The following is a 227-nucleotide window of genomic DNA, read 5'->3' as shown; positions in this document are numbered from 1 at the left end:
AGCTGGACCCTGGGTGCCAACCTGGAAAACCTAACCCTCACTGGCAGCGATCACCTCAACGGCGTCGGCAACACCCTGAACAACGTGCTGACTGGCAACAATGGGAACAACGTGCTCAACGGCGCGGCCGGACTGGATCGGATGAGCGGCGGTGCCGGCGACGACACCTACGTCCTCGATCAATTCGGTGAATTGGCGCTGCTGCAGGAAACTGCCGACCAGGGTCG

The 227-nt window shown here is 61.7% G+C and carries 1 pseudogene; it reads left to right on the top strand.

Annotated elements, in window-relative coordinates:
- Positions 1–227 (top strand): annotated as a pseudogene (locus NHU87_RS28380) (hypothetical protein); the annotation flags it as partial.

The organism is Pseudomonas mandelii (genome assembly GCF_024138395.1).
In the GTDB taxonomy this organism is placed as follows: domain Bacteria; phylum Pseudomonadota; class Gammaproteobacteria; order Pseudomonadales; family Pseudomonadaceae; genus Aquipseudomonas; species Aquipseudomonas mandelii_E.
This window is presented reverse-complemented; position numbering and strand designations above follow the sequence as displayed.